At 60.7% G+C, this 24924-nt stretch carries 20 protein-coding genes; 9 read left to right on the top strand and 11 right to left on the bottom strand.

Translation table 11 applies throughout. From position 1 onward, the window contains the following. Window positions 1-943: 943 nt before the first annotated feature. A complete protein-coding gene (locus BN1233_RS47560) occupies window positions 944-1117 on the bottom strand; it encodes a hypothetical protein (RefSeq protein WP_154678325.1) in 174 nt (57 codons plus the stop codon). A 1118-nt stretch (window positions 1118-2235) separates the two neighbouring features. On the opposite strand from BN1233_RS47560, the gene BN1233_RS31885 reads away from it, so the two are divergent. Continuing rightward, window positions 2236-5994, top strand: coding sequence for a hypothetical protein (locus BN1233_RS31885; RefSeq protein WP_147707664.1), 3759 nt, complete (start codon window positions 2236-2238; stop codon window positions 5992-5994). Between the two features lie 290 nt (window positions 5995-6284). On the opposite strand, the gene BN1233_RS31880 is transcribed toward BN1233_RS31885, so the two are convergent. After that, entirely contained in the window at window positions 6285-7529 is a 1245-nt protein-coding gene (locus BN1233_RS31880; protein ID WP_046867666.1) for a tyrosine-type recombinase/integrase, read from the bottom strand. Between the two features lie 273 nt (window positions 7530-7802). Here BN1233_RS31880 and BN1233_RS31875 point away from each other — a divergent pair, with 273 nt between their 5' ends. Further along, window positions 7803-9452 (top strand): DUF6538 domain-containing protein, encoded by a 1650-nt coding sequence (locus tag BN1233_RS31875; RefSeq protein WP_052764014.1) that lies wholly within the window; start codon window positions 7803-7805, stop codon window positions 9450-9452. Window positions 9453-9698: 246 nt separating this feature from the next. Here BN1233_RS31875 and BN1233_RS31870 read toward each other — a convergent pair whose 3' ends face one another. The 3 genes from BN1233_RS31870 to BN1233_RS31860 form a co-directional block, all read right to left on the bottom strand. Then, the gene (locus BN1233_RS31870; RefSeq protein WP_046867665.1) at window positions 9699-9995 is read right to left on the bottom strand and encodes a hypothetical protein; all 297 of its coding nucleotides are present in this window, start codon (window positions 9993-9995) and stop codon (window positions 9699-9701) included. Window positions 9996-10087: 92 nt separating this feature from the next. Beyond that, window positions 10088-10801 carry a hypothetical protein gene (locus tag BN1233_RS31865; RefSeq protein ID WP_046867664.1) on the bottom strand — a complete coding sequence of 238 codons (714 nt, stop codon included), beginning with the start codon at window positions 10799-10801 and terminating at the stop codon, window positions 10088-10090. Next, a complete protein-coding gene (locus BN1233_RS31860) occupies window positions 10801-11241 on the bottom strand; it encodes a hypothetical protein (RefSeq protein ID WP_147707663.1) in 441 nt (146 codons plus the stop codon). The genes BN1233_RS31865 and BN1233_RS31860 overlap by 1 nt, the downstream gene beginning before the upstream one ends. Window positions 11242-12282: 1041 nt before the next feature. Between BN1233_RS31860 and BN1233_RS45160 the strand changes: the two genes are divergently transcribed. Then, complete coding sequence (locus BN1233_RS45160; RefSeq protein WP_074115063.1) at window positions 12283-13116, top strand: class I SAM-dependent methyltransferase; 834 nt, start codon at window positions 12283-12285, stop codon at window positions 13114-13116. 192 nt (window positions 13117-13308) lie between these two features. Here BN1233_RS45160 and BN1233_RS31850 read toward each other — a convergent pair whose 3' ends face one another. From BN1233_RS31850 to BN1233_RS31830, 4 genes are all read right to left on the bottom strand, one after another. Next, the gene (locus BN1233_RS31850; RefSeq protein WP_147707662.1) at window positions 13309-13851 is read right to left on the bottom strand and encodes an HD domain-containing protein; all 543 of its coding nucleotides are present in this window, start codon (window positions 13849-13851) and stop codon (window positions 13309-13311) included. Between the two features lie 44 nt (window positions 13852-13895). Further along, window positions 13896-14087 (bottom strand): hypothetical protein, encoded by a 192-nt coding sequence (locus BN1233_RS31845; RefSeq protein WP_046867661.1) that lies wholly within the window; start codon window positions 14085-14087, stop codon window positions 13896-13898. A 596-nt stretch (window positions 14088-14683) separates the two neighbouring features. After that, window positions 14684-14839, bottom strand: coding sequence for a hypothetical protein (locus tag BN1233_RS47550; protein WP_154678323.1), 156 nt, complete (start codon window positions 14837-14839; stop codon window positions 14684-14686). A 553-nt stretch (window positions 14840-15392) separates the two neighbouring features. Then, complete coding sequence (locus BN1233_RS31830; RefSeq protein WP_046867658.1) at window positions 15393-16973, bottom strand: tannase/feruloyl esterase family alpha/beta hydrolase; 1581 nt, start codon at window positions 16971-16973, stop codon at window positions 15393-15395. Window positions 16974-17544: 571 nt separating this feature from the next. On the opposite strand from BN1233_RS31830, the gene BN1233_RS31825 reads away from it, so the two are divergent. The 3 genes from BN1233_RS31825 to BN1233_RS43605 all read left to right on the top strand — a co-directional run bounded on the left by BN1233_RS31825 (window position 17545) and on the right by BN1233_RS43605 (window position 21993). Further along, window positions 17545-18390 (top strand): hypothetical protein, encoded by an 846-nt coding sequence (locus BN1233_RS31825; protein WP_046867657.1) that lies wholly within the window; start codon window positions 17545-17547, stop codon window positions 18388-18390. 1741 nt (window positions 18391-20131) lie between these two features. Further along, window positions 20132-20758, top strand: coding sequence for a hypothetical protein (locus BN1233_RS46195; protein ID WP_046867656.1), 627 nt, complete (start codon window positions 20132-20134; stop codon window positions 20756-20758). Continuing rightward, complete coding sequence (locus BN1233_RS43605; protein WP_052764011.1) at window positions 20755-21993, top strand: S1C family serine protease; 1239 nt, start codon at window positions 20755-20757, stop codon at window positions 21991-21993. The genes BN1233_RS46195 and BN1233_RS43605 overlap by 4 nt, the downstream gene beginning before the upstream one ends. Window positions 21994-22654: 661 nt before the next feature. On the opposite strand, the gene BN1233_RS49265 is transcribed toward BN1233_RS43605, so the two are convergent. Next, entirely contained in the window at window positions 22655-22972 is a 318-nt protein-coding gene (locus BN1233_RS49265) for a hypothetical protein (RefSeq protein ID WP_046867655.1), read from the bottom strand. A 252-nt stretch (window positions 22973-23224) separates the two neighbouring features. On the opposite strand from BN1233_RS49265, the gene BN1233_RS31805 reads away from it, so the two are divergent. From BN1233_RS31805 to BN1233_RS50655, 3 genes are all read left to right on the top strand, one after another. After that, window positions 23225-23809 carry a hypothetical protein gene (locus BN1233_RS31805; protein ID WP_046867654.1) on the top strand — a complete coding sequence of 195 codons (585 nt, stop codon included), beginning with the start codon at window positions 23225-23227 and terminating at the stop codon, window positions 23807-23809. Between the two features lie 241 nt (window positions 23810-24050). Further along, window positions 24051-24614, top strand: a complete 564-nt coding sequence (locus BN1233_RS43600; RefSeq protein ID WP_082145770.1) for a thermonuclease family protein — start codon at window positions 24051-24053, stop codon at window positions 24612-24614. After that, entirely contained in the window at window positions 24611-24745 is a 135-nt protein-coding gene (locus BN1233_RS50655) for a hypothetical protein (RefSeq protein WP_280139457.1), read from the top strand. Before BN1233_RS43600 ends, BN1233_RS50655 begins: the two co-directional genes overlap by 4 nt. Here BN1233_RS50655 and BN1233_RS45150 read toward each other — a convergent pair. After that, window positions 24735-24878, bottom strand: coding sequence for a hypothetical protein (locus BN1233_RS45150; RefSeq protein WP_082173670.1), 144 nt, complete (start codon window positions 24876-24878; stop codon window positions 24735-24737). The genes BN1233_RS50655 and BN1233_RS45150 overlap by 11 nt on opposite strands. Window positions 24879-24924 lie beyond the last annotated feature (46 nt).

Genomic DNA, 24924 nt, shown 5'->3' with positions numbered 1-24924 from the left:
ATCTATATTTCGGTCGATTTGGTTCCACGCAGGGAGCAAATATTTAGATGACGCCGGGCAATTCAGTATTGCGGCTTGTGGCATCACGCCACGCGCAATCTTCGCAATAGCTTGAAGTTGCTCAAACTTCAGATTTACTTATAGCAATCAGTGGGACAATACGGCGCAGCCATCGACTACATCAGCGTGCATTGTGTGATCGCGACAAGTCGGTCGGCTCCGCTCATAACCTTGCCTGACCGGGCCCCAGCTGTTGCCGGAAGTGGCCTCGTCCTCTACTCGCCTTAGCGGTTAATCTGGAGGCCAACGCTGCGTTCTCATCAGCGGCCGGTTGGCCGACACCCTCTATGCCTGGGTCGGTTGCCCGACCGACTGTCCTCCCGGTGGCAGGAGGAGACTGGGGAGGTCGGGGCTATTGCTGGGAGACCTCCTCACTGACGTCACGTGACGGCATGTAACGTTACGTGACATTACGCCTGTCATCGTGGTGCCGCCGTTCCGTTAGGAGGCCAGAGTCCTCTTGCGCAGGTCGACCTGCTGTTACTATCGCTGCCGTGGTCAGTGCGACCGGTCCCGGGTAGGTGGCCCAGAACTTCTCGAACACCGCGGCGATAGCGCCCTCGATGGCCGTGTTCTGCGTGGCCCTGGGGGACTTGGGCTCTTCGACCGGAGCCGCTTCGATCGGCAGCCCAACACCCCAGCCGGCAACGCCCCCCTCCCGAGACCGGACGGGTCGCCGATCCGTCGTCTGTCTCGAACGAAGTAAGAGACAGATCTACATCCGAAGGTAGTGGGGATGTAGTTTCTTTAGAGGGGTGTGGGGAGGCCTTTCTTTGCTCCTCATCGGCATAACGCGTTACGTCGTCGTTACGTAACTCGTTATGCGTGACGTCACGCGTTACGTCGCGTGTGACGTCCCCATTCCCCTCCTGCTTGGTAGCCTTCAGGCGCTCGCGATAGGCACGTGGCGCTCCCGCTGGCCCTGGCGGATCGGGTCGACTTCCTCGCCGGATGTAACGCGTGACGTAATGGACATCAGCCCCGTAAGGCGCAGTTGCTGTTCGGGGGACAGGCCGGTCGCGACGAGATCGGCTAGGATGTCGTGCGTCTCTCTCATGCGTTCCTCGCGAGTTCGGTGATGACGTTCGCCTCCATCGCGCAGAAGATCGTGGCTGTGTCCGCCAGCCCCCGACCGTTCTTGAGCACGATCAGCTCGATATTGTTCTGGCATTCGGCGAGGCGAACCAGTTTTCATCTCGTCGAGATCGCCGGCCCGGCCACGCGCATTTTGGCAGGAGTGCTCACAGACCATCAAGATCGCGGCGTCGCGTCCTGCTCGATGCTGCCGACTGTCAGACTGTCCGCTCTGCGAGAGGCGCCAGGGTGTAGTGCTCTGTCCTAACCGGTGTCAGTGCTGACTGGTGAGGCGTTGGTGCGAAGGGCAAAGGTCGACCAGCCCCGGCCTTAGCCAGGGTGGTGCCTGCCCTTCTACGTGCTGACCGGAGCCGGCGCCGTATGCTTTCGGGCCCGTCGGACGAAGCGTCCGCCGACGGATGCGCGTTGCTTACGAGCCTGACGTCAGCCCGTCCCCCCGCCTCGCGCTTTCGGCCTGCGGTGCCAGCATGGGGAGCCCCGTGGTTCTGGCGATGAGCCTTGGCTCAAGCCAGGGCCCACCGTTCACGAGGTCGATCACCCTAGCTAACCCATATAAACGCTGATGTTCGTGTTTTGTTCCAGTTTCGCTCTGTCGAAAATCTGTCGCTGTTTCGCATCAACATAGACGCATCGCTGATGCCGCTCGCTTGAGGAAGTTCCTATAGAGATGGGGTTACGAGGGCCCTACCTACGTGACCGTTGTGGATGAGCACAAAAGGGGCTTTAAGCGGACCATTGCCCGAGCTCGCCTTCGTCAGAGTTTGACTCGAAGAAAACATTTGTCTCCTCACGGTCAATGGCCGCCTGGCGCCCAATGCCAGTCGTTCACAGCCAACTCGAGCTTGTAAGAGATCACCCCCGGGACCTCGAGTTGTTTACAATCACTTGCAGCCAATGATTACGAGTATTTGAGCCAAAGCCACTCACGAACGATCATCTACATCCCTGAATGCGGGAGGCATCCTGATCGAAGCGTATTATTGATTAAAGTCATCCGTCGCCGCACCAAACTTTCCAACAGTTATCGCAATGCTCGAGCGTGAACTTTTGACACACGCCTCGCCATTGCGCACAATTGCCATGGTGCGTCTTCGCCGGTTCAGCGCTCCAGCGAACAATCTGATAACTATCCCTAGAATCGTGACCGCCTATTATTGCGCCGAAATGCCATCCCTTGTGACACAGACACGCAAGCAGCTGAACGAACTCGCTTCTCCCGACGAATTTGAAGCGCTCGTCACTGCCGTGCTGCGCGAAGCTGTTCCCGCTTATGCGCCTCTCCTTCACGTCGGCACGAACGCGAGCGGGAGAGCCGTTCGCTCTCCCGTCGACGGCATCAACATTCGCGTCCACCGCGGCAGCCGTCGCCTCCTGCTGGTTCAGCACACAATCACGGCGCGGAAAGGCCTGCGGCGCAAATGGCTCGACGACAAGGACGGTGACGTCAGCAAGGCCAAGGCGATCTTCGCCAAGGAAGTCGCGCGCGCGGCCGTCCGAGACGCGACGCTCGTGCTCACCAGCACGACTGACCCGGACCAGGAGCTGATCCGCGACGTTCATGCTGCAGCTGGCGACGGATTGATGGTCGATCTCTGGCCCGCGTCGCGGATCGCAGACTTCCTTGACCGGAACCCCGAAGGGCAATGGCTGCGCGAACAACAGTTCGGGACCGTAGCGGTCCGGCTTTCGACTTCGCAGGCCCGTGCGATTTCGCAGCAATCCCTGGACCATTATCTGCCGCTGGTCGCGCGCGGCGACATGGTCCCCCGTGTGCTCGACGCAGCGCTTGCCGAATTCGCCCGGGAGGGCCGAGGCGCGGGATTTATCATTGGCGAATCCGGTCTCGGCAAGAGCACAGCGCTTCGCCGCCTTGGCGACGAATGGCTCGCGCAAGGCGGAATCGCCCTGGTCCTTGCGCACGAGCTCATCGAGCAGGCAAGCACCATCGAGCAGGCGATCGCGCTAGGCTTGCGCCACTGGGCGCCAGCGCTCGACCTTGGATGCGGTCACGCAGCGCTCGCGCTCGCAACTCGCGAGCACCCCATCCTGCTCATCGTCGAGGACGTCAACCGCTCTACCAATCCTCGCCGGATCATCGAACGGCTTGTCGGCTGGTCAGTTATGGGCAAACCCGATGCGAAAGGCGGCGCGCCCGTGCGCCAATGGCGGCTGCTATGCCCTGTCTGGCGCGGCAATGCCGGTCTCTCGGACACGCAGTTGCACGATCGCGTGATCCGCAATTCGTTCATGGTTCACCGCTTCGAACGTTCCGAAGCGCTCGAGGCCATCAGGGCACGGGCGAGCAGCGCCGGCGTCGAGCTCACGGCCCTCCAGTGCAATGGCCTGGCGATGGCACTCGGCGACGATCCACTACTCATCGGGCTCAACCGCGACTGGTCAGCACCCAGCCCACAAGGTGCGATCCAGTCCTATGTGGCCACGAATATCGCCGAAGCTGCTGACGATAAGCTTCTCGCGGGCGACCTCCGGCACGCGCTCGACGAGCTTGCCGAGCACCTGGTCGAGGCGCAAACGATCTACCCCGAGTGGCGCCAGATTCGCCGCTGGCTCGCCGGGGAGAGTGATACGCTGGCGGCGATCCGCCGCCTGATCGACCAGGGACGGATCATCCATCTTGGCGCGAGCACCAGCGGTGAGCGGTTGGCGTATCGTCACGATCGTGTGCGTGATCACCTGCTGACACAGGCCATGACGCGGCTGATCGAGGGCGATCGCCTCACCGCGGAACTTTGGGCCGAACCCTTCTACGCCGAACTGATTGGAGGTGCGCTGGCGGCCCTCCCCGCAACCGCCATCAGCGAAGCTGCGACTAGCAATCCAGTCGCGCTGTTCGCCGCTCTGCCGGACGCGAGCCTCGACGAAGCACGCCGTCGCCAACTCATCGAAGCCGCCGAGGGGTGGATTGCGTCTCCTGGGTTCCAGGCCGAGGCAGTCGACCAGCAGCGGCACCATGCGATGCATTATCTTGCGCGCACCGATGGTGCGTTCGCCGCCGATCTTGCGAAGCGCTTCCCGTTCAGTTTCCAGCAGCTCGAAGCCTTGGTTCGCAATGGCAGTGCCCGCGCCGGCGCGGCGCTTTGCGCGAATTCGGAGCCAGGTATCAACGACCCCTGGCGCGATCGGATGATCGCGCACGCGCTCTCGTGCCATTCCAACTTCATCCCGGATCTCGCCGAGTTGATCCGCAATGGCGACCTTTCTCCCAAGCTGCTCGAAGGCGCGCTCAACCTCGCGGGAGAAATAGGCGACACCACGCTGTGCGATGCTCTCGCTGTGCGATGGGCGCGCGGTGACGGAAAGTCCTTGTCGACGGGATGGCTTTGGGCGGCGCTTCGATGCTGCACGCCCGTCGGCCACCCCTTGGCCGAGACGCTGTGCGATCTCTGGGCGGAATTGCCGACCAAACGAGCCTCTGACAAGCTCGACCGAAATCCGCGCTGGGATATCGCGGGCTATTCGCTTCCTTGGGCGTTCAGCCGCAAACCTGAACCCAGCGCGATCGCTTTCCTTCTCGCGCGCGCAATGCGCGACCGCAGGCTCAACCATGTCCTGAGCTCCATCCTGAGCAAGATCGATTCGCCGGAGGCGGTGCTCTACTCAGTGCAGCTAGGTGCCAAAATCTCCCGACGAGCGGAACGGAGGGGCGGCATCAACCTGTTCGCGAGGGACCTCGAACACACCTGGTCCCCTACACAGCACGGCCGCGCGCTGAGTGCGCAATCCCGTGCCGCGGTCGAACGGATCTGGCGCAATCGACGGATCAATCGGTTCGAACGCAGGATTTCGTTCCTAATCTGGCGTCAGACGCCGACTCGTGACGAGCTTGCCGGCCTTGCAGCGCTTGAGGCCGATCCTGTGCTGGCGGATGCAGCGCTCAGGACTCGGCTGGCAGCAGGGGATCAATCGGCTGTGCCGCTGCTCAAGCAACGCATCTGGAATACCGAGCGCGGACACTATTGGTGGTTCGACGCGCGGCGGGTAGGCCTTGTTGGCCTGCACGAGGACGTGCAGCGTTACTTGGCTGGGCGCCGTGTCGATCCGCCTGTCCCCGGCAGAGTCACCGACGCCGACTACATCCTCGCCGAGTTGCTCATGGATGCACGCAGTGAATTCGCCGTGCAGACGATCGTCGCGAATTGGGATCATCTCAAAACGAGCCCGTCGTTTGTCCAGGCGGCGCTTTATCTCGCCACCCCGGAAACGGTGACCCTCGCACGATCGGCGATCGCCAATAGCGGGACGCCGGAGAAGATGCTGGAGCATATTGATATGCATTGGGGCATACGGACCAACGGGCGCGCAGGGGTCACGGATCTTGCCCAGCTGCAGGCGCTCGAGCCCTATTATGTCCAGATGAGCGAGATGGCGATGGGCGACATTCGCATCACCAGCTTCTTCGATGCCGCGAACAGCCTGGGAGCACTAGCCTGGCGCAAAGAGCACCTCGATCCGCTGATCGCTAAGGCTCACCGCGGCTACTGCACATGGAACAAGCCGGCCTTGTTCGCCTCGCTCGACAGCGAAGTTGAGACCTATTCTAAAAATGGCCGACGCTGGTTCGGGATCAATCACTGGTTAAAACGAAGGGAAGAAGAGCTGTGGGAACGTAGCACACTTCTCGCCACCATTGGCGAATGGGCGCGCGCCCGTGCCAGCGCGCCTGCCCTGGCATTGCTATGCGATGCGCTTCTGTTCTTCGGCGAGCGCCGGGACCTCGTATTGCTCGATCCTCTTGCCCCTGCGTTGCGCGCGTCCTGTGCCGACATGATCGCCAATTGCGTATACGATGTCCGGCGACGGTCGTTGGCGATTGGATAGAGGCGCGAGCGGCGCCCGCGTTCAGCTTCGGGCGACCAAAGTTTTTTGAGTGCTTCGAATGGCTGGAAAACTATTTTGAGGTCGAATCTCTCCAGTAGCGGGCACGGCGAATAGCAGCTCCAACAGGTTCACGCGTGAAAGCTGTCAGTCCGTAAACGGCCAAATGCCGGCATCCCGCAGGCGCGGCGGAAATGCCCCCTACTGGCACAGAGCGAAGCCCGGTGTAGCTTCCGCTTTGGATTAGTTTTCAGCCTCTTGCCAGGAACGCGTGATCGAAGATCGACCCCGGCTCATGCCACGGCCTGATCGGCTTTCCTTGAGATCGCTACGATGTTCGATATTGCCTCATCGTTGTTGAGGAAGGTCGCCCACGCCTCCATGAGCCGGCGGCGTTTCTCCAGCGCGTCGCCGCGGCGGTAGGCGCGCTCAGTCTCGTCGCCGACGATGTGCGCCAAGGCGGCCTCCGCCACTTCGCGCGGAAACTCGGTGCATTCGCCGGCCCAGTCCCGAAATGACGACCGAAAGCCGTGGACCGTGCAATCCCCATGGCCGAGTCGGCGCAGCAGCATGTTCAGAGCCATATTCGACAGCGGACGCCCGGCTTTCCGGCCAGGGAAGATCAGATGATGCGGGTCGACCTCCCCATCCAGAGGTTTCAGTTCCTCCAAGAGCTCGGCAGCTCGGTCGACGAGCGGCACCCGGTGCTCTCGCCCGCTCTTCATGCGCTGCGCCGGCACGGTCCAGATCTTCGTCTTCAAGTCGAGTTCACCCCAGGTTGCCCCAAAGACTTCGCCCGAGCGCGCTGCCGTCAGGATCGTGAACTCGAGAGCTCGTGAAGAGATGTCCATTCGCTGCCGCAGAGTGGAGACGAGCGCCGGCACATCCTCATAGGGCATCGCGGCATGGTGCCCGCGTGTAAGCTTCTGACGGGGCGGTAGCAGCCGTTGGAGATGACCGCGCCACATCGCCGGGTTCTCGCCGCTCCGGTAGCCGCGGGCCTTTGCGGCATCCAGGACTCTTTCGATCCGACCTCGGAGACGGGAGGCCGTTTCCGGCTTTGTCCTCCAGATCGGCTGTAGGACTGCGAGCACATCTACGGTTGTGATCTCATTGACGGGCCGTGACCGCAGCGGCTTCGCATAGTCGCGTAGCGTCATCGTCCACTGCGCCCGGTGCTTCGCGTTTCGCCATGCGTCTTGCATGCTCTCGATGAGCTGGTCGGCAATCTCTCCGAAGGTCGGGATGCGCTTTTCCTCCCGCTTCACATCACGTTGCTTGATCGGATCCGCGCCCTCACGGACGGCGGCGCGGGCCTTCTCGGCACTGGCACGCGCCTCGGCGAGCGAGACCCCGCCCTTCCCGGCTCGGCCGAGCCCCATCTCCTTTCGCTTGCCGGCGACGATGTAGATGAAGACCCACTTCTTCCGACCGGTCTTGTCGATCACGAGGTAGAGCCCGTTTCCGTCGCTGTGGCGGCCAGGTTTCGTGATCACCTCGACGGTTCGAGCCGAGAGCTTGTGCATCGCACGGGACATTGGCGGGTCCTCATTCCAGTCCCAATACCAGTCCCAATTTGTAATCGAGATTGAGCTGATCCGCAATGGACAGGCTTGGACGACGGCAGACCAACTCCTCTGTGATTTCATGCGGATAGCTGGACTCTGGCGAAACGCACTGGACTATGCTGGACATTATGTTAGGCGGACCCCCTCTCCGCCATCCGCACCGCTCAAAGTCCGATCCGGCCTGAAATCGTTGCTCGATAAAGGTTTTGTTTGCCGCCCGCTGGTACACAAGGGTGGTACACAATGCCTCTCCGCATGGCGCGTCCCCAGAAGCATCCTAAGACCGGCGTCTATTGGTACCGCAAGCGCGTGCCGGAGAGCCTCGTCCCGCTCGTCGGGAAGCGAGAGGAAAAGGTCTCCCTCCGCACCAAGGACCCCGAAATCGCCCGGCAGCGATGGGCAGTCGTGGCCCAGCAGGTCCAGGAGCGTTGGGCCAATCTCCAACGGGGCGAGGTGAAGCTCACCAACGAGCAGGTGCATGCCCTGGCCGGCGAGATCTACCGCGCCGAGATCACAGCCCACCAAGCCGATCCCGGCGACGGGCGGCGCTGGTCCCAGGCCCTCGCCTTCGACGGCTTCGCGCAAACACTGCGCCGGCGTCGGATGCCACCCGACGGCCTGAAGCTCGTCACTGGCTGGTCGCGGATAGAGGCGATGGTCAGGAGCCGTTACGGCGACAGGGTCGAAGCACTGCTCGAGAAGACCGGGCTCCGGATTGGTCCGGCCGACCGGCGGCGGCTCGTCTTGGCGGCCAGCGACGCCATGCGAGACGCCCACGCGCGTCTGAAGCGGAACGCGGCAGGTGATTACTCTCCCGACCCGGCGGAACAGCGCTTCCCCGCCCTCACCCCGATCGGAGAAGCCCTGACCTTCGACGAGCTATGGTCCGGGTACACCGCGCAGAACCGGACGTCGACTTCGACAATCAAGCGCTGGGAACCTCTGCTGCGCCGGATGGTGGTGTTCGCGGGCGTCGAGGATATGCGTCAGATCACGACTGACCATCTGATCCGGTGGCGCGACCACCTTCTAGAGGGTGGCGAGATGGAACCTGTCACTATCCGGGACGCCTATATCGCCTCCGCGAGCGCTGTCTTCGGCTGGGCCTGCAGTCAAGGCAAGCTGAAGATCAATCCGGCCGTCGGCGTGAAGGTCACGGTCGCCAAGAAGGCGAAGGTTCGCCCAAAGGGTTTCACGGAAGAGGAGGCCGCGCTCATCCTCTCCGCGACGCATGCGAAGCCGAGCGAGTTGATGACCCGCGAGCATGCCGCCGCCCGCCGCTGGGTGCCTTGGCTCTGCGCCTACACCGGTGCGCGCGTCAACGAGATCACCAAGCTTCGGGGCAAGGACCTGTTTGAGTTCACCATGACCAGGACAGGGGACGGCGGCCGCCCCGTGGACGTGACCTGCTACGGCATCCGGATCACGCCGGAAGCAGGACGCGTGAAGACTAACCAATTCCGGGAGGTGCCACTGCACGATCATCTGGTCGAGCAAGGATTCGTCGAGTTTGTCAGGTCCTGCGGCCGGGGACCGCTTTTCTATTCTCACGACCGAGCCACGAAGACCAAGAGCGTCCCCACGTTTGTGCGGGTCGGGGAAAAGCTCGGTCGCTGGGTTCGAAGCCTCGGGGTCGACGATCCGAACATTGCCCCAAATCATGGATGGCGGCACCGTTTCAAGACCATCGGACGACTGTCTGGAATGGACTCGGCCAAGCTCGACGCAATTCAGGGACACGCCCAGCAGAACGAGGGTGGAGACTACGGCGAGTTCCCACCGAAGGCATTGAAGCCTGAGATTGACAAACATCCCAGGTATGATGTGAAGGCCGTCACCACGACGGATCGGCGTCGTTCAAGGCCCACGCTAGAGATAGATAGCGGACGTTAGCTGTCCGGATGCGAGACGTCCTTTCCACGATCAGCGCCCTCGAAACAGGTCTGATTTCTCAACCACGTAGCGAGCGTCGCATTGGAAGCTCGACGGATCTGCCACGGCCAGGAGCCCATCCGGTTCGAGCGGAACCTGGATCTGTTGCGACGAGCCCATCTCGACGTAGCCGTAGTGGTACGTGCTGTTGGTCCGCCCGCCCTGTGGAGTCGGATCGGAGATCCAGCGTTTCGCGCCCCCGGCATACTAGCACCGGAGCCATACGTCGTAGATTCGGGCATTGCTCCCGTTGTGAACGATAGCCGATACGTATTTCTGGCCATCGCCTAGAAAGGCGCGCTCTCCCGAGACCTGGACATTGTCGTTGAAGCTTGCGGCAACCTGGACCTGCGCTGCGACCTGCTTCCGATCCGGGGCCAACTCCTCGGTGGCAATCAGGATCGCAATCCCGGCCACGATCCAGATCGCGTGAGCCCAGAGCCATGGGATCACGACGAAGAGAATGAGAACAATGACGGCAACCGCAGTGAATACCCCAGCCATCTCGGTTTCTCCCCCTCGGCTCTCCGGAACGCGCCGACCAGAAATCTGACCGGCAACCTCTTGGGTGGGCTTAGAAAGCCAGTCGGGATCGCTCACGCGACATCGGCAGCCTCCCCAAGTTCTTCACCGAGGCCAGCCAGACCGTCTTCATCATCGTCGTGGTCAAAACCGAGATCGCCGCCGAACTCCCACACGCCGAGGAGGCGCAGAACCTCGCGGACGCGTGGACAGCCTTCTCCAGGGGAAAGCGCCGGGATGCCGCGCTCTTCGAGCTTCCGGCGGACGGTGGCTGCCAATGCTGCATCCGGACGCCGGTTCTTGAACGCATGGACATCGACTAACAGGAACTTCCCGTCTGTGGTTCGACGGCATTCCGCGATCGTGCCAGGGGCGTGACGCCACTCGATGTAGGCGTGCGCGCCAGCCGCGACGAGCGGGACCTTCTGGGATGCGCAATTGCGGTAGCGCCGCCCGAGAGTGTGCAGCGCAACGCCAGTGGTCACCACCAGGAAATCGGGATCGTCAGGGGGGATCGGCGGTTTCACCGGAGAGCGGTCCATTCGCGCCAGCCACCGGTTGAAGAACTTCTCAAGATCCGATTTCTCGCCCAAATTTTCGACGGACTGGCGGATTGCATCATCAGTCGCGGTTGAAACCGTCGCTCGAACCAGAGCGAGCGCCGCATTTGCATCGTCGGCCTGGGAGGCGCTGTAAACGTGCTTCAGGATGTTCTGGTGGACGAGAAGCGGATCGAGGCGATGCACGATCTTGATGTGTGCGGCGCTAATCGTGCCTGTCCACTGCATCAGAGCCCTGGCACGAAAGCGATGCTTGAGCCGAGTGAAAGTCTCATAGAGTGTCCGGTACGATTCCGGTTCTGGGAGAAGTGCATCACCGAGCCTGTGCAGACACCTACGAGGCCGTCCGGCACGTGACCGTATTCCGCGCGGATGATCTCCCGTGCGCGCATTGAGGCCATCAGCGCGCGAGCGATCTGTTCGCGCGGATCGAGATGAGAAAGGCAATCGGCAGAAGGACGGGGACGGAGCCGGGCGGCGAGGCTTTCGGGTCCGTCAAGGACCAGTTCGGCGAGGGCCGTGAGAATTGTCTGACGGCGGAGTGTCGAGGCGCAGACAAGGAAAGTGAGAAAGCCGGGAACTGCGGTGTCGAGATGGACGGCGGTTTCGAGGCTCCAGCCGTCGATGGAGCGCGGTTTGGAGGATTTCTTCGCAGTTGATGTCCCCAAAGGCGGCTCCGTCGTTGTTTCGGACGGTTCAAGATTCTCATGGAACTGGATTTTGGCAACCAATTTCTGGCTCGCAGACAGCAGAATTTGCCCAAGTCTTTGAAGGAGAATCGAATTCTCTGCCTACGCTGTGCGTGCCGTGCAGAAACGCGGACCGCGTTGAGGCCAGACCTCTACGGGCGATCTCGGGGCTTTGAGACGATCCCTGCGAGGTTCATCTCGCATGCATGAGGAAACAGAGCCGCTCCTTTGCGGCCCTCGATGTGACTGCTGAACCAGAGGCCGTCATGGGGCTCCCCGTTCAGCAGGTAGGCGAGCTTGGTCCGACGCCCTTGGATAGGGTTGGGGCACGTCGTGTCCCTCAAGGGTGAGGAGGTCGAAGGAGATCAGCCTTGCCTTCCGGCAGGCTGTCTCGGATCGAGGAGGTTAGAATTCCGGTGCGCCGTCCTCTGTGAAGCAGACGGCCTCTCGGTCGATCATGACGGAATCAGCCGGGAGCGCCCGGATCGCGTCCACGATGGCCGGGAACACGCTCGCCCAATCCTGCCCGTCACGGGACCACAGCCGAACCACGCTCCGGTAGCGCCGCGCCAGAATGCGCTAGCCATCCCACTTCAGTTCGTGAACCTATTCGGGGCCGGTCGGCACCTGACGGGCCAAGACCGGCTCACAGGGCGGGATAAAGCCCACGGGCAACTGCCTCGCGCTGGCAGAACGCACGCTACGCCACTGAACCACGCGGACTCGATTCTTTCGGGCCGGAATGGTTCCGGTTGGCAGATCAATCTCCCACAAGCTGCGCCCAAGCGGCAGGGGTGCTTGAGCCATGGCAACCCAATGCCTAAGCTTGCTTCGAGGAGAACCGGGGCTGGCAGAACATGAGCACCTATTCGGAGAAGACCGTTGCCAAACTGATCGCGTTCAGAAATTTCGCAGCGCAAATTGAGCACCACTCCCTATTTTGCTCGTCGCCATTTGGTGTTTTGATGGCCTAATCGGATTGCGAAGATTGGCGTGCCCCGAGCCATGGAGGCAACTGTCATGAGCGATGCAACTTCACAGACCGTCTATTTCTATAATCGTCATCCCATCTCATGCGAAATCATCCTTACGAAACTACGCGCAAGCCGTGGCCATCTCGACGGCTTACGTCCAGAAGAGCTATTTCCCCATGACCAAGATCATTATGGCGGCCTCGACGCTACCGATGAATTGGCGCGAGGAGCGCAGATTAGCAATGGATCGCGCGTAGCCGATTTCTGTGCGGGACTTGGCGGCACGGTGCGTTATCTGGCTCATAAATATGGAGCCGACGTGACTGGTATCGAATTGACGCCAGCGCGCGTCTCGGGCGCACAGGAGTTAACCAGACGCGTTGGCCTTCACGGCACTGCACGGATTGTCGAGGGCAACGTGATGGACGTGCCACTTCCCGACGCGAGCATCGATGCTGTCGTCAGCCAAGAAGCATTTTGCCACGTTCCTGATGTGAAGAGAGCGGCTGCTGAAGCTTTTCGTATTCTGAGGACGGACGGCCGATTGGCATTCACAGATTGGATAGCTAATCAGCCGCTTATCGATGCTGATGCGCAATTGATGTGGGAAGGAATGGCTATTCAGCCTCTTCGGTCAATCCCCGAATATCGCAGTCTTGTCGAAAGCGTCGGCTTTAGAGTGATTTCGACAAAGGATTTGACCAAAGAATGGGGACCAATTCTGAAGGAACGACTGGCAATGTATCAATTGCTGCGTGAAGAAGCCCGACAGGCTGGCACCCCAATGGGGCACGATGCATTCCACAAGTCCTACATCCGATTTGTTGACCTCATTCAAGAGCGCAAGCTGGGCGGCGTCAGGATCGTGGCTACGAAGTAGCAAGCGCCTGATTGAGGAACGCCGAGCGGTACCGGCGATGTTCGCCCGCGCCGACGAGGTGATCGAGTAGCGGCCCGTTTTGCTGCGGTGCCGAATAACGCGATTGGCCCTTCTTGGACCTCCCACAATGTCGGCTTTTGCGCCGCTATTGAGACACAAGCGGTAACCGGTCCCGCCATTATCGATTGGGCTCTACGGCTCTACAGACTGATCCGCAGCTTCGGCAGCGCGGTCAAACTCAGCTTCGAGCCACGCGTTCGTCCCGCGCAGCCCCGCGACGACCTCGCGAGCCCATGCGACGTATTCGAGCCGCCGCTTCACCGACCAGTCCGGTGACGGGCTCGCGGTGATCGCGCGCAGATTGCTCGTCTTATCGGCCAGCTTAATGAGCTTCGCCCGGTCGGACTTCTTCGCCGCGCTCTCGACCTGTTTCCGTTTCCGATCCACCTTCGGGATACTCTTGTCGTCCGTGACCTCCTCGACCGTGCGGGCGACCTCTTCGCCCCACTGCGTGGCAATCATGGCGCGGGGCACCTCCTGATCCTCGATGGCATCATGGAGGAGCGCCGCGATCACGAGTTCCGGGTCCCTGCCTTCAGTCGCTTCCGCCACAAGGCTTGCGACCTCCAGCAGGTGATTGATGTAGGGCTCTTGGGCAGCCCCCTTCCGGCGCTGGTGAACATGCCACCGCGCGGCGGCGTCGGCGGCTTTGAGGACGGCGATCCATTCCTTCATGTCGTTTCCTGTTCGGTTTGTCGGCGAGAGAAGGTGGCCAGACATTACTTCCCCGGGTACCGCTTTCCCAACTCTTCAAGATCAGCCCGCCCTTCGATCACCGCTGTGAAATCTCGCGCCAGGAACTCGATCACGTCCCGTAGCTCGACGTTCTCGATCCGCTCTTTCGGCAAGCATGATGGCCCGTGAAGCGCTCCGACGAAGAGTTCTTGGTATCTTTCAGATACTCCGCTCATCCACAGCACTCCCGAGAGGCATTGGCTCCTTTCTGGGCGATCACCATCACTGCCAAGCTTGCCAGGATCGCGCAAGTTGGCGAGAGGTCAAGCACATTGAGCCATTGAGTTGATGCTCGTTTGCCGGTGCTACTGATAGGGTCGAGCGGCTCATGCCTTCAGCAGCACGAAATGTTCGAACCGATCCTCGCCACTCTTCTTTAGGCGGTCTGCCGCGTTTCTGGCGACCCGTATAATCTGCCTCCGAATGTCCGGGCGGTCCGTCGGATTCATGGGGTCCAGCGTGGAACGTGCTCGTCATAAACTTCCGGCCCGGTCTCGAACTCTAGGCCGGTCAGATCTTCCTTAATCGTTCCAGATCCTCGATAGCCCAGCGATCTCTTTCCGGTCGCGTCCCGAGCCTTCATCGTCACACTCCAGCGGAATTGCACAGACCCGAGCGTGTCGGATGTTTCTCGCGTGACGATGATGTGCATTTTCGGAATGGTGTCGTTCTGACTCGTGTTGCCCCTCCATGGTGCCGATCTGTTCTGGGCCTGACGCTTACGAGTGGATCTGCCGGAAAGCTGCCCTGCTACTTTACCCGTGTTGATCCATTATCTGAGCGCAGACAGATTCCCGTAATGATCGCCTTCGAAGGCGAGTTCCCCGTTCGGACTCAGCCACGCGACAACCTCGTCCTCCTGCTTTGCGAACAGGAGGGCTCCAGATCGATCCGTCGGCGTCCCGTAATATTCTGTGAGGGCTTGCACGATCTCCGCCCTCCTATGGGGACCAGTTGCATGGACACGGTAGAACTGCTGGCGTCGCTTTCCATTTATCTGCGGCCCGATGTCGATTGCTCTCGACTTGAGATGCCGCTTCACTGCTGCGACATGCCGGTTATATCGCGCTGCCCACACGACCAGTAATTCCTCTTCCCACTCCGCTGCCTGCCAATCTCTGCGACAGGTGCAGGTTCCGTGTAAAGCTTCGACAGGCGAATTCGCGAATAATCAGCCGGACGCCACGCGGCGTTGAAGGATCTTCCACACTCCCGTTTCGTCCGTATCTTTTCAACGCTTGAGCACCATGTCCCCGCGCAAGCTTCGGACTGGATAGTCGATGTGATGATCCGTCCCGAGCATCCCATCTCGATCCTGGTCGCCAGTCCCGCTCCCGATTATCGGTGCGGGTAATTCTGACCTGTCCGCTATATCAAAAAATCTCAGGATTTTCGCGTCTAGGGCGTTCCGGAAGCTTTTGTTTTTTCATGCCCGGAAGTTCTTGGTGGAGCGTGCCGGGAACCATCAAGTCTTGGCATGGTCAGGGAGCCCGATCGGCACAGGTGAAGTTCGTGGCATCAGTCACATCACCGCTTCCGGTGTAGCTCGCCACCTTCGGGTATGCGCAGACAGGCCGTCGCCACAGGGTCTGGTTTCCGTCTCCACCAGTCTTCGTCGCGACCAGTTCGCTGGGAGCCTTGCCCTCCTCGACCCACTGCTCCAGGGCTGCCAGCGGGTCGATGCCGGTGTCCGCGATCCCAGGCCCGTCTGTCCCGATTCCGCAATGGTCCATTCCTGGCACCATAAACAGGCGGGCAAACTCCTGTGTCGCGCCCAGTCCGCCCGACTTCTTGGCCAGAGCCTCATAGAACTCCACCGTTGCCTGAGGCGTGACCAGGGCGTCACTCCAACCATGATAGACAAGCAGCTTTCCACCCGCCTGCCGAAAGGCACTGATGTCCCCCATCACCATGTCACCGGTCTCGGGATTGAAGGTCGCAGCATTGTAGACCCGCGACAGTGGGGCGGTGCGGGCCGGGTCCTTGTCAAAATCGAAATCCGTGACCTTGAACGTCGGCCCTGCGGAGGGTTCAAATGCCATGTAGCGGATGAAATCTTGCGCAAAGAGCGGCATCAGAGCGGGCGCATTGCCGAGGCCGGTCAGCCATCGCGGCCAGTGCATTTCTGACCCCATCGGAAGGCCGCCAGGGTAGAGTTGCTGGCCCTTGCTGTTGACCGGACCACGATACCATTTGTCCAGAGCGCCGACTTCCGCCTCCGTCAGGCAGTCCGGAGCATTCCCGGCCTTGCACTGGAGCGAGGCGGGCTTGAAATCGCACTGCCGAGGATCGGAGATCAGGCCGTCCTTGAGCCCGTCCTTCTCGTCACAAGCGGCATAAACGGCATCTTGGACCAGCTTGACCTTCGAGGATGCGAAAATCGGCTTCCCGTCTGGTCCCGTGTTGGCCTTCGTGGCCCAAGCGAAGAACGTCGCGACCAGTCCGGTATAGTCGAGGGCTGGAGCCCCGCTGATGATGCCGTCGAAGTCCTTCGGGTACCGGAGCGCTTCCATGGCAGCCATCCGTCCGCCGGTCGAGCAGCCCACGAAGTACGACTTCCTTTGTTCAGTGCCGTAGTAGGACTTGAGAAGGCTCTTGGTGATACGCGCGGTTTCCGTGACGGCGCGCTGGCCCCAATCCATTTGGGCAACGGGGTTGTTCATGGCCCATCGACCGTCGAGAACACTGGTGCCCCAATGACCCGAGTCCATGGTTGAGACGGCATAGTTCCGCCGAAGGCCAAAGTTCATGGCGTTGGTGAAGCCGGGGCGGTCCGCATCGAGCGTGCCGCAAAAGCCGCCACATCCAGCCATGTAGAACTTGCCGTTCCAGGACTGGAGGGGCAGGCGTACCTCGAAGTTGATGGCAGGACGCACGAAGCCCAGCACGCGGCAGTAACCCGGAAGGTCACCGGTCGCTGGCACCTCGGTGGACGAGAGCAGGTTGGTATTCTCGATCTTCAGGTTCGCCAGACTGGCACAGTCTTGTGCCGCCCTGGCCGAGGGTACGGGAATGAAGACGGAGCACAGGACGGCTGGAATAACCAATGGCAGGGATCGCATCGAGTCGCCTCCCGGAGCAGGGTGTACGATGCTATGGGCCGACCCCGGCCTTGTCTATCGACCGCCAGTCGCTGCCCCACTTTCGCCGGGGCAGGACCTGTTAGATCCTGATTTGCAAATTCACGGCCGTAGTAGTTCCCGAGCACCAGCGCACTCTGATTCTACCGATCAGTTTCAGAGTTATCCGGATCTGCTCCGTTTCTTTTCGAGCCGCTCTCCCAGCCGAGAGATCAGGTCACATTCGCCTCTTCACGCAGGAACTTGCTTCTGCCTCTGACAAGTGACGCGCCCTCATTAATCGGAAGACCCAATAAGGCACTGGAGTTTCGATGTGCCAAATCGCACACCCGACGATTGCTCAGTCTACTTCAACTAAAGGTCTTACGAGACGGAACAACGGAATGAGTTATAATAACGATTGCCCGGACACTTTACCCGCAGGCGGCACGAGGCCACCATGAGTCGCAAATACTTGGGACCCGTGCAGGGTGGGTGTGAGAGACGGTACATCCCCTCTGACCCATACAACTTGAACGCTGCGGTCGCCCACACGACGGGACGCACCCAGTCAATGGCAGAAACCCTGCTCCACATCGCCTATATTAAATCGGCGAGCATGGTCCCACCCACAGCCCGCCTGTCATCCACGGGAGCACAGTTCCAAGATTTCCGAGGCGGCAATGGCTTCGTCATGGCTCACCGCGCCATCATGGCCATCAACCTCAATGGCCGAAACATCGCCACCGTTCCCAACCAGCCATCGCAAGCCCGCTTGCGTGAGATTCTGAAAGCCCCCCAAGCCCGCACCGATCCGCTCACTCCTGTGGCGAACTACGCCGACCGCTTGCTTGAGATCGCGGCGGAGAAGCCAGTCCTCGAATGCTACCAAAGAGTGTTCGATGCCCAAAAGCCGGGGAGGCCGGTGGAAATCAATTTAGTTGTAGACGAAACATACAAGATGATCGACATCCTGCACGGCTGCTATGATCAAGCGGCGGAGAAGCATTCATCCAACCTGAAGAAGCGGGGATTCGTCGAACACAAGATCACGGATGGTCCCATGCGGTTTGATACGTTCGGTCCTGCGACAGGCGATGTCAGTCGGATCATAGATGATCTCACGATCGATGGACCTCAAAGCCTTCTCGTCCAGGACCGGATGGAGCAGACAAAAATCGGGCTGTTCAAGGGAAATCCAACCGAGTTTGTGTATTTCCCGCCAGATTACCTCGGTGTCAGCCGCATTGTCTCTTCGACCTCGCCGCCTTCAACAGTGAATCGCGACAAGATTGAGGAAGCCTGTGAGGATCTCTCAGCAGCAAGCCAAGGTTCATCGACAAGCGTATCCAGTGGGCCACCTTCTGCACAACCGACAGGTGAGGCAGGCCAGTCCGGCTCGGGCGAGTCGTCGGGATGAGCTATGGACCAACCATTACTGTCGATCCTGGCGTTGGTCGATGAACTTCCGAGACCCTATGCCGATATCGGGGTTGTCTGTGGTCGGTGACCTTCAGGGGCACCGACACTGGGCCTGTTTGTGATCAATGGGCTTCAGGAATATCGCGCCGGAATCAGGGGCATCAGATCCACAACCGCTTTTTCAAGCTGCCCGCCATCGCCGGAGTGAACTGGACAAGGGCACCTCAGCGCACGGGCCAGAACTTCCGCAGTGATCGCACCATCAAATTCATCGATCGGCAGGACGGCACCACATTATGGGACAGCCGGATCTCATCGCTCACCCCAGAATTGATTTTCGGACGATCCAACACGGACGAGCAAAGCCGTCTTGCAACTGGGACAGCCACTACGGGCATGTTAGAAAAGCAATTCCTTGAGGGGCGATGCGTCGCATCACCCCTGCTGATGGCTGAACCACTTCGCTGGCGCTTCGTTCTTTCAGCCATCAGCGGTGGTCTGATCTCTCATTCCAGGATTATTCGGAATCATTCAGTTCTCGCCTCACATCCTAGATCGTCCTCTTTCTCCCCCTCCACATGCCAGCAGCATGCAGAAGGAGAGAGATGAGGTTGGTCACACCCTGAGTCGGTTGTTTAACCTTCCAGATCAGCCACGTGGCCATGTTATTGGCGGCTGGGGGTTGCCCGGTCCCAGCATGTAGCGGCTCATTCTCGGCTCATCCCGCCTAGTCGTGAGGGTTTGGGATGGTCGGCCATTGTGTGTTTGTGCGGCCCAATGATCTCGACGAGATCATAGCCGGGAACCAGAGCACTTTTTCCATTGACCGGTCTTGCCCCTCGGGCGGACGTTGTAGCCCAACGGTCAGCGATCCTTGTGATCGCCACTCATGCCCATGACCGACCTGGAAGATCACGGGCATGCGGAGAGGCATCAGATCGTCCGGACGCGCGTCTCCTCTTTATCGTAGTGCCTTTCGCGAGAAGCCTCGCTGAGCAGCCGTTTAGAGAGACACCGTCACTTGCAGTTTGTCCCAATTCCGTCTTGTCGGTCGCCCTACCTCATGATCACCGGTCTGCGGCTGACGCCATCACGCGCCCTCGCCTCGTCTGTTCTCCCGGCTCTCGTTGCGGGGCGGAGTGGCCCCCTGTAACTCCTGAGCGATATGGCACATCACAAAGCAAATTGTCGCCTCCGGATGTATAGTATTTATCTAATCATATGCAGATTCAGGATGTCGAAATTCAATTCGCGTGCCAGAACGAAAAAAATCCTGCGAGCAGGACAACGAGTTGCGGATGAACTGCTCGCCAAGGGTCACCTGAAAGCGCCGGAGGTCACGCGCCTCGTCCCGGCCGAAGTTCAACGAAACGCGTGGCGTAAGGTAATCAGGGGCGGCTGCGCCGAAAGCGTATGCCGCCTCGTGCGGGGAGAAGCTCGCGCTCGACGGGCCAATGCCAGCCCGCGATCCGGACGAACCCGCGAAGCTCCGGAACTCATGTGAGACGACGCAAATTGTGGAGAAAGCTTTAACCAAGAGGCGTCATCCAGGTGGGCATCCTGGTAACTGAACTTACTATCCGAGTGGCCGAAGAGGCGCGGGCGCAGAAGGCTGAGGTTCGGCCTAGCCGGGACGAAGTTCCTGCGGTGTGGGATTCGGACCCTAGCCGACGGATGACAAAATCCGACAATTCCTCCTCGACCCAAAGCTGGACCGAAGAGCCCGAGAAATCCTCCCCATGCGTCTTGTGTCTGCCATCGTCGTTGCCGTTACGTGCACGATTTCCAGTGCCGTTCTGGCGGGGCCGTTCTCGCTCAGCGATGACTCTCGCTGGATTGCCCTCGCGAGCAGGCAGAACCTCGACGAGGCCATTGGGGTCGCCCGCGCCTATAGGTGGCAGTTCCCCGCCATTCGCGTGATGCAGGCCACGAACGGCTGGTATGCCGTGGTCGCCGGTCCCGAACGCATTCCGAACGCCCGCGCGTTCAAGGACAATCTCCTTCGCACAGGTGGTGTGCCGAAGGATCTGCTTTTCTCCAAGGGTGACGCCTACGTCTCCGAGGTCTGGAAGCCCTCTCCGGTTGTGACGTTGGGCGAGGCGAAATTCGAGGGGAAAGGACCTGCAACCCTGCGCGTCGGCGATCTGTCGGTCTCCGTCACGAGCGTCCCCGAAAAGGATGGGTCGGGACGAATTCCCGTCGCCACGGGCTATCAGAGCGGCAAGCTCGCCTTCACGATTCGCCTCGACGAGAATTCGAGTTCTGAGGCCCACGCCCAGGTGACGGCCATCCGCCTGGCCCCGGTAGCCGTGAACCCCAGATCGTGTTCACGTCCCACTGGGGTGGCGCGCATTGCTGCACTATGACCAAAGTCGCGACCTCCATCGGCGGCACGTGGTGGGTCGTAACGGGCGCGACCCTCGACGGCGAAGGCTACGATTTCGAGGATATCGACGGGGATGGCAGTTACGAACTGGTCAGCGTGGACAACAGCTTCCTCTACGCTTTCGCTCCCTATGCGGGCTCGTGGGCTCCCCGTCAGGTATCGAGGCTGGTCGGTGAGGGAATCGTCGATGTGACGCGAGAGCCCCCCTTCCAAGCCTACAATCGGCAGCACCTCTACCGGATGGAGCATGTTGCGAGCCTCGAATCAGACTACTGGCGGTCGAACGGATTCCTGGCAGCATGGGTCGCGACCAAGGCGCTCGTGGGCGAGTTCGAAGACGCGTGGAACCGAATGCTGGCGCTCTACGACCGGTCCTCGGACTGGCCTCTGACCGAATGCACCGTCGCGCAGGTGACTGGCTCGTGCCCTGAGGGCAAGGAGCGGCCGATCACGTTTCCGGTCGCTCTGCGAAAGCACCTGGAGGAGCAGGGCTACATCCCGCGCAGCCCCGCGCCGCCTCGGGCGGAGAGCGTCGCTGCCATTCGACCCGCACCGCTTCCCCCGTCTACTCCGCCAAAGCAACCGAGCCGCTCCTCCTCGGGAACGGGATTCTTCGTGACCTCCGAGGGGCACATCGTGACCAACAGCCATGTGGTCGCCGGATGCTCGACGATCGAGGTTAAGTCACCGTCCGGGACAGCCGCCTCGGCTCGGCTCCTGGCCCAGGACTCAACCAACGATCTCGCCCTCCTGAAGGTGGAACAGACCGTGAGCAAGGCCGCGTCGCTCCGGCTCGGTGTCCGGTTGGGAGAGCCGATCGCGGCCTTTGGCTTCCCGTTCACGAGCGTGCTCGCAAGCTCGGGGAACTTCACTCTTGGGAACGTCACGGCGCTGGCCGGGATCGGGGACGACACTCGGTATCTTCAGATCTCGGCCCCAATTCAGCCCGGCAACAGCGGCGGCCCGCTGCTCGACGAGACCGGCGGCCTCGTGGGCGTCGTCACATCAAAACTCAATGCCCTAAAGACGGTCGCAGCAACAGGCGACTTGCCGCAAAACGTGAACTTCGCGATTAAGGCATCGGCACTGGCGACGTTCCTGGAAAGTAATCGCGTGAACTTCAGCACCGGCTCGGGCACGAACTTGACCCGCCTGTCAGCCCCTGATCTCGCCGAGCAAGCCACCTCGATCAGTGTGATGGTGCGATGCGAGTGACCACAAGGTGGAATATGAGGGAGCGCTGCATCGGTGCTCTGGTCTGCCTTACTTGCTGGGCCTCACTCGTAGGGGATGCTCAGGCGCAAGCCGTACCCAAGGTCGGGACATGCCCCTCAGGCTACCATTCGAGTGGGAGCGCCTGCATTCCGAACTCGCGGGAACGGGGTGCCCGTCCAGCCCTGATTAAAGTCGGCCCATGTCCATCAGGCTACCACTCCTCGGGCGACTATTGCGTTGCGTCGAGTGACCGAGCGAGGCGCGCCATTCCGAAGACCGGTGCCTGTCCGAGCGGATATCATTCGTCTGGCGCATATTGCCTCTCGAACTGAGATAGGCCACCACGGTGGCTGGCCCACATCATAGACCCAAACCGCCTTTCTCATTTTGAGAGGCAAAGTGTTGGGCGGCATCTGCACCGAAAGCTGTTGTGCCGCATGCTGATGCCGCGACAATCCTGCTGTGCAGCGCCTCGAAGCGGGTAGAGTACTCACCGCACCTGTCAAATTTCGGGACAGTAATCACGTTCGAGGAGATCGCCGGAACGTGCCCACAGGTCACTTCGGCGCTTGCGCCGCGACACGCATCGCACAGTTCGAGCGGCCTCTTCCCTAGCCACAGGCGCTGGAAATCGAGTCGCTACAAAAGCCGGGCCTTTCGTTTACCAGCGGCCGTAATAGCCTCGTCCACCCCAATAGCCACCGCCCCAGTACGGGCGCCCCCAATAAGCGCCCCGCCAGTATGGGCGTCCATAGTAGCCACCCCAATACGGGCGGTAGATCGGGCGCGCGACGTAAACGCGGCGATAGTAGGGATAGCCATAGCCGCCCCAGTAGGGGGGATAGTAGGCAGGCGCGGCATAGACGACCGGGGCCGGGTAGACCGGGTAACCGTAACCCCAGTAGGTGGCCTCAGCGTCCGTTGACGTTATGATGCCGCCAAGAAGAGTGGCTACCGCCAAGGTTGAGATCTTACGCATGGTAGAATCTCCAGAGAAGAGGATGCACCTCTTCTTGGCCATTAAGCTCCACCAAAGCTGAACAGATCCTGAGGAAATACTGCCACGGCTTCCTCGTGACCGGGCGAAGCATGCGATCCCAAAGACCGGCGCATGCCCGAGCGGCTACCATTCGTGCGGTGCGTATTGCCTCTCAAGCCGCTAGTGGTCGAAATCCGACGCTTGGTACCCGAACCGAAAGCCCGCTCTCGACCCCTGCACGGAGGCAAGACAATGCCAGGAAACATAGAGATCGGTGGCGGACGGCGCAGGAGCCGCTGGAAGATACCGGTCTGGGGCACCGCAGCGCTCCTGCTGCCCTTTCTCGCGATGCAGGTCACCGACGAGGTGGACTGGGATGTGGCCGATTTCGCTATTTTCGGCGCGATGCTGGTCGGTGCTGGCAGCATCTACGAACTAGCAGCGAGGATGACGGCCAATAGCGCCTACCGAGCCGCTGTCGGCGTTGCGCTCGCGGCAGCATTCATCCTCGTCTGGATGAACCTTGCTGTCGGCATCATTGGGGCTGAGGATAACCCCGCCAACTTGATGTATGGCGGAGTGCTCGCTGTCGGGATTATCGGTGCCGTCATCGCGCGCTTCCAGCCGCATGGAATGGCCCGCGCATTGGTCGCAACGGCGTTCGCTCAGGCGTTGGTCGCCGTGATCGCCCTGAGCGCCGGATTGGGCTCCTTGGGGGCGTCGTGGCCATGGAGTATCGTGATGCTGACCGGGATCTTCATTGCGTTGTGGCTTGGATCGGCTTGGCTGTTTCGGAAAGCGGCGCGGGAGCATACTCCTGTGGGCGCAGCGCCGTAGGTTGATCTGCAACATCCGCGTTCCACCCAAGGCGGCGGTTCAACACGGACACCAGATATTGGATTTTAACACGAGATAGGAAGTCTGGACCGTGATGCGTTCGAACCATCGAGCCGCCCTTGCCACAGCATGTGCGGTTCTCGCCATCTTCTTTCTCCCCGGCCCACCTCTCGTTTGAGCACGTGATGGCCTCGCATCCGTCACCGGCACAGCGAAAGTTCTTGACGGCGACACCCTCGACATCGGTGCAACCCGCGTCCGCCTCTTCGGGATTGATGCCCCCGAGGGGGCTCAGCGCTGCACCGACCAGCACGGCAAGGAATGGGCGTGTGGGCGATCCGCAACACGAGCCCTGGAGCGCTTGACCAAAGGTCAGGAGGTTACCTGTCGGGGAGACTCCCATGACGATTATGGCCGTCTCTTGGCGGTCTGCACGACTGGATCTGGGGAGATCAACAATGCGCTGGTCCGCCAAAGTCTGGCATGGGCGTTTGTGAAGTACAGCGACGCGTATCGCTCCTCGGAAGCTGAAGCGCGATCGTCCCGACGCGGCGTGTTTGCGGCGGAGAACCAGCCGCCGTGGGAGTTCCGGGCGAAAAGGTGGGAAAATGCCATCGAAAGCGTCGAGGCCGACAAGCAGCGCGACTGCCCAATCAAGGGGAACGTGTCCCGCTCCGGAGAGCGCATCTACCACATGCCCTGGCAGTCAACCTATGCCCGCGTGAAGATCGACGAGGAGAATGGCGAGCGCTGGTTCTGCACCGAGGGTGACGCTGAGCGAGCGGGCTGGCGGCGGGCACGATGAGCGTGATTTTCAGTCTTCAGCCTGCACGCGGGATAGCCTTGCTCGCCATCGTGGAAGGGATTTCGGTCCATTCGGCATTAGGAGCCTATGAGATCCTGATCAGGCAGAGCCCGACCGGTTTCAATCAGTAGTCTTCACGCTCGCCCCTCGATGTCGCCTGCCAGCCGTCCTTGTCGGTGACTTGGCTTCCGAGGCTTTGAGGCGGACCCGCAATCCGGACCCCTCTGGCTGATTGACCTCGAATGCGCCCGTATTTCGTACCAGATCGCTGAGCTTCCGATATCCGTAGGTGCGTGGATCAAAGTCCGTG

Source organism: Microvirga massiliensis (assembly GCF_001006805.1).
Lineage (GTDB): Bacteria > Pseudomonadota > Alphaproteobacteria > Rhizobiales > Beijerinckiaceae > Microvirga > Microvirga massiliensis.
Note: the sequence above shows the minus strand (reverse complement) of the source record. Positions and strands in the feature narration are given on the sequence as shown.